Annotated in this window: 1 protein-coding gene; it reads left to right on the top strand. The window is 46.4% G+C overall.

Going from position 1 to position 5,919, the window contains the following annotated elements; translation table 11 throughout:
* On the top strand, positions 1-5,919 hold a 5,919-nt coding region (locus AB4Z08_RS35675; protein WP_441578555.1), incomplete at both ends, for a hypothetical protein.

The following is a 5,919-nucleotide window of genomic DNA, read 5'->3' as shown; positions in this document are numbered from 1 at the left end:
ATGTGAACCAGATACATTGTAATGACTCCATCTTTACCATGGCGGCCAACAAGCCTACTGAATTTGGTGCTTACGGCGCGTGGACAGTGGTTGGTAAACCAACATGGGCGACTATTACCGACACCACTTTAAATACTACAAAAGTGAAAGTGCTGGCGGGTCATACTGCTACACTGGTATGGACCATCTCTAATGGTACCTGCGCCGCTACTACCGACACCGTGCTGCTGACCAACTATGATGTGCCTGCTGTTGCGAAAGCAAATGTGGATCAACTGCATTGTAACGACTCTATCTTCACCATGGCCGCTAACAAACCGACTGAATATGGAGCAAAAGGCATCTGGTCTGTGGTAGGTAAACCAACATGGGTAACTGTTACAGATACCACTTTAAATACTACAAAAGTTAAAGTACTGGCGGGACATACTGCTACACTGATATGGACTATCTCTAATGGTACCTGCGCCGCTACTACCGACACCGTGCTGCTCACCAACTATGATGTGCCTGCTGTTGCGAAAGCTAATGTGAACCAGTTACATTGTAATGACTCCATCTTTACCATGGCGGCTAACAAGCCTACTGAATATGGAGCTTACGGTGCGTGGACTGTGGTAGGTAAACCAACATGGGTGACTGTTACCGACACCACTTTAAATACTACAAAAGTTAAAGTACTGGCGGGACATACTGCTACAATGGTATGGACCATCTCTAATGGTACCTGCGCGGCTACTACCGACACCGTGCTGCTCACCAACTATGATGTGCCTGCTGTTGCGAAAGCAAATGTGGATCAACTGCATTGTAACGACTCCATCTTCACTATGGCCGCTAACAAGCCGACTGAATATGGGGCTAATGGTGCGTGGACTGTGGTAGGTAAACCAACATGGGTAACTATTACCGACACCACTTTAAATACTACAAAAGTTAAAGTACTGGCGGGGCATACTGCTACACTGGTATGGACTATCTCCAACGGTACCTGCGCCGCTACTACCGACACCGTGTTGCTGACCAACTACGATGTACCTGCCATTGCGAAGGCAAATGTGGATCAACTGCATTGTAATGACTCCATCTTCACCATGGCCGCTAACAAGCCTACTGAATATGGCGCTAGTGGCACCTGGACAGTAGTAGGTAAACCAACATGGGTAACTGTTACCGACACCACTTTAAATACTACAAAAGTTAAAGTACTCGCTGGCCATACTGCTACACTGGTATGGACCATTACTAACGGTACCTGCGCCGCTACTACCGACACGGTGCTGTTAACCAATTACGATGTACCTGCAGTTGCGAAGGCAAATGTGGATCAATTACATTGTAATGACTCTATATTCACCATGGCCGCTAACAAGCCTACTGAATATGGTGCTTACGGTGCGTGGACTGTGGTAGGTAAACCTACATGGGCAACTATTACCGACACCACTTTAAACAATACAAAAGTTAAAGTACTGGCGGGACATACTGCTACAATGGTATGGACCATCTCTAATGGTACCTGCGCGGCTACTACCGACACTGTGCTGTTGACCAATTACGATGTCCCTGCTGTTGCAAAAGCTAATGTGGATCAGTTACATTGTAATGACTCTATATTCACCATGGCCGCTAACAAGCCTACTGAATATGGAGCCAAAGGCATCTGGTCTGTGGTAGGTAAACCTACATGGGTAACTGTTACAGATACCACTCTAAATACTACAAAAGTTAAAGTACTCGCTGGCCATACTGCTACACTGGTATGGACTATCTCCAACGGTACCTGCGCCGCTACTACCGACACCGTGCTGCTCACCAACTATGATGTACCTGCTGTTGCAAAAGCTAATGTGGATCAGCTGCATTGTAACGACTCCATTTTCACCATGGCGGCCAACGAGCCGACTGAATATGGGGCTAATGGCACCTGGACTGTGGTAGGTAAACCAACATGGGTGACTGTTACTGATACCGCTTTAAATACTACAAAAGTTAAAGTACTGGCAGGACATACTGCTACACTGGTATGGACTATTACTAACGGTACCTGTGCGGCTACTACGGATACCGTATTGCTGACCAACTACGATGTACCTGCGGTGGCAAAAGCGGGTATTAATCAGATACATTGTAATGACTCCATCTTCACCATGGCGGCTAACCAGCCGACTGAATATGGTGCAAAAGGTACCTGGTCTGTAGTAGGTAAACCAACATGGGCGACTATCACCGACACCACTTTAAATACTACAAAAGTTAAAGTACTGGCGGGCCATACTGCTACACTGGTATGGACTATCTCCAACGGTACCTGTGCGGCTACTACCGACACCGTGTTGCTGACTAACTACGATGTTCCTGCTGTGGCGAAAGCTAACATTGATCAGTTACATTGTAATGACTCTATCTTCACCATGGCCGCCAATAAGCCTACTGAATATGGCGCTAAAGGTACCTGGTCTGTGGTAGGTAAACCAACATGGGTAACTGTTACTGATACTACTTTAAATACTACACAAGTTAAAGTACTCGCTGGCCATACTGCTACACTGGTATGGACCATTACTAACGGTACCTGCGCGGCTACTACTGACACCGTGCTGCTGACTAACTACGATGTACCTGCGGTGGCGAAAGCGAACATTGATCAGTTACATTGTAATGACTCTATCTTTACTATGGCGGCTAACCAGCCAACTGAATACGGTGCAAAAGGTACCTGGTCAGTAGTAGGTAAACCAATATGGGCGACTATTACCGACACCACTTTAAATACTACAAAAGTTAAAGTACTGGCAGGTCATACTGCTACACTGGTATGGACTATCTCCAACGGTACCTGCGCCGCTACTACCGACACCGTGTTGCTGACCAACTACGATGTACCTGCTGTTGCAAAAGCTAATGTGAATCAGTTACATTGTAATGACTCTATCTTCACCATGGCCGCTAACAAGCCTACTGAATATGGAGCAAAAGGCACCTGGTCTGTGGTAGGTAAACCAACATGGGTAACTGTTACAGATACCACTTTAAATACTACAAAAGTTAAAGTACTCGCTGGCCATACTGCTACACTGGTATGGACCATTTCTAACGGTACTTGTGCGGCTACTACCGACACCGTATTGCTGACCAACTACGATGTTCCGGCTGTTGCGAAAGCAAACATGGATCAGTTGCATTGTAACGACTCCATATTCACCATGGCCGCTAACAAGCCTACTGAATATGGTGCTTACGGTGCGTGGACTGTGGTTGGGAAGCCTACATGGGTAACTGTTACTGATACCACTTTAAATACTACAAAAGTTAAAGTACTGGCGGGCCATACTGCTACACTGGTATGGACCATTTCTAACGGTACTTGTGCGGCTACTACGGATACCGTATTACTGACGAACTACGATGTACCTGCGGTGGCAAAAGCGGGTATTAATCAGTTACATTGCAACGACTCCATATTCACCATGGCCGCTAACAAGCCTACTGAATATGGTGCAAAAGGTACCTGGTCTGTAGTAGGTAAACCAATATGGGCGACTATTACCGACACCACTTTAAATACTACAAAGGTTAAAGTACTCGCGGGCCATACTGCTACACTGGTATGGACTATCTCCAACGGTACCTGTGCAGCTACTACCGACACCGTGTTGCTGACCAACTACGATGTTCCGGCGGTTGCAAAAGCAAATATTGATCAGTTACATTGTAATGACTCTATCTTCACCATGGCCGCTAACAAGCCGACTGAATATGGAGCTAAAGGCACCTGGACAGTAGTAGGTAAACCAACATGGGTAACCGTTACTGATACCACTTTAAACACTACAAAAGTTAAAGTACTCGCGGGCCATACTGCTACACTGGTATGGACCATCTCAAATGGTACCTGCGCAGCTACTACCGACACCGTGTTGCTGACCAACTACGATGTACCTGCGGTGGCGAAAGCGAACATGGATCAGTTACATTGTAACGACTCTATCTTCACCATGGCTGCTAACCAGCCTACTGAATATGGTGCAAAAGGTACCTGGTCTGTAGTAGGTAAACCTACATGGGCGACTATTACCGACACCACTTTAAATACTACAAAGGTTAAAGTACTCGCGGGCCATACTGCTACACTGGTATGGACCATCTCAAACGGTACCTGCGCCGCTACTACCGACACCGTGTTGCTGACCAACTACGATGTACCGGCTGTTGCAAAAGCAAATATTGATCAGTTACATTGTAACGACTCTATCTTCACCATGGCGGCTAACAAGCCTACTGAATATGGAGCCAAAGGCACCTGGTCTGTGGTAGGTAAACCAACATGGGTAACTGTTACTGATACCACTTTAAATACTACAAAAGTTAAAGTGCTGGCGGGCCACACTGCTACACTGGTATGGACTATCTCCAACGGTACCTGCGCCGCTACTACCGACACCGTGTTGCTGACCAACTACGATGTACCKGCTGTTGCGAAAGCAAAYATTGATCAGTTACATTGTAACGACTCTATCTTCACTATGGCGGCCAACAAGCCGACTGAATACGGAGCGAAAGGCATATGGTCTGTGGTGGGTAAACCAACATGGGTAACTGTTACCGAYACCACTTTAAATACTACAAAAGTTAAAGTACTGGCGGGTCATACTGCTACACTGGTATGGACYATCTCYAACGGAACCTGCGCCGCTACTACCGACACCGTGTTGCTGACCAACTACGATGTACCGGCTGTTGCGAAAGCAAACATTGATCAGTTACATTGTAACGACTCTATCTTCACTATGGCCGCTAATAAGCCTACTGAATATGGAGCCAAAGGCACCTGGTCTGTGGTAGGTAAACCAACATGGGTAACTGTTACCGACACCACTTTAAATACTACAAAAGTTAAAGTACTGGCGGGCCATACTGCTACACTGGTATGGACTATCTCCAACGGTACCTGCGCCGCTACTACCGACACCGTGTTGCTGACCAACTACGATGTACCTGCTGTTGCAAAAGCAAATATTGATCAGTTACATTGTAATGACTCTATTTTCACCATGGCCGCTAACAAGCCTACTGAATATGGAGCCAAAGGCACCTGGTCTGTGGTAGGTAAACCTACATGGGTAACTGTTACTGATACCACTTTAAATACTACAAAAGTTAAAGTACTGGCGGGCCATACTGCTACACTGGTATGGACTATCTCCAACGGTACCTGTGCGGCTACTACCGATACTGTGTTGCTGACTAACTACGATGTTCCTGCTGTTGCGAAAGCAAATATTGATCAGTTACATTGTAACGACTCTATCTTCACCATGGCCGCTAACAAGCCTACTGAATATGGAGCCAAAGGCACCTGGTCCGTGGTAGGTAAACCAACATGGGTAACTGTTACTGATACCACTTTAAATACTACAAAAGTTAAAGTACTGGCGGGCCATACTGCTACACTGGTATGGACTATCTCTAACGGAACCTGCGCCGCTACTACCGACACCGTGTTGCTGACCAACTACGATGTACCGGCTGTTGCGAAAGCAAACATTGATCAGTTACATTGTAACGACTCTATCTTCACCATGGCCGCTAACAAGCCTACTGAATATGGAGCAAAAGGCACCTGGTCTGTGGTAGGTAAACCAACATGGGTAACTGTTACTGATACCACTTTAAATACTACAAAAGTTAAAGTGCTGGCGGGTCATACCGCTACACTGGTATGGACCATCTCTAATGGTACCTGCGCCGCTACTACCGACACCGTGTTGCTGACCAACTACGATGTACCTGCTGTTGCGAAAGCGAACATGGATCAGTTACATTGTAACGACTCTATCTTCACCATGGCCGCTAATAGGCCTACTGAATATGGAGCCAAAGGCACCTGGTCCGTGGTAGGTAAACCAACAACCAACA

This window comes from Chitinophaga sp. RAB17 (assembly GCF_052114225.1).
Taxonomy (GTDB): Bacteria; Bacteroidota; Bacteroidia; order Chitinophagales; family Chitinophagaceae; genus Chitinophaga.
This window is presented reverse-complemented; position numbering and strand designations above follow the sequence as displayed.